General features: G+C 49.7%; 1 protein-coding gene. It reads left to right on the plus strand.

The genetic code is table 11. The annotated features are described in order from the left end of the window. The coding region (locus M988_RS22175) for a GTP-binding protein (protein WP_248846539.1) at window positions 1-336 on the plus strand (336 nt) is incomplete at both ends.

The following is a 336-nucleotide window of genomic DNA, read 5'->3' on the forward strand; positions in this document are numbered from 1 at the left end:
GCTGGGTCGTCAGGTTGGCGTTCCTTACATCATCGTGTTCCTGAACAAATGCGACATGGTTGATGATGAAGAGCTGCTGGAACTGGTAGAAATGGAAGTTCGTGAACTTCTGTCTCAGTACGAATTCCCAGGCGATGACACTCCAATCATCCGTGGTTCTGCTCTGAAAGCGCTGGAAGGCGAAGCTGAGTGGGAAGCTAAGATTGTAGAACTGGCTGAAACTCTGGATTCTTACATCCCAGAACCAGAGCGTGCTATCGACAAGCCATTCCTGCTGCCAATCGAAGACGTATTCTCTATCTCTGGCCGTGGTACTGTTGTTACCGGTCGTGTAGA

Source organism: Hafnia paralvei ATCC 29927 (genome assembly GCF_001655005.1).
Lineage (GTDB): Bacteria > Pseudomonadota > Gammaproteobacteria > Enterobacterales > Enterobacteriaceae > Hafnia > Hafnia paralvei.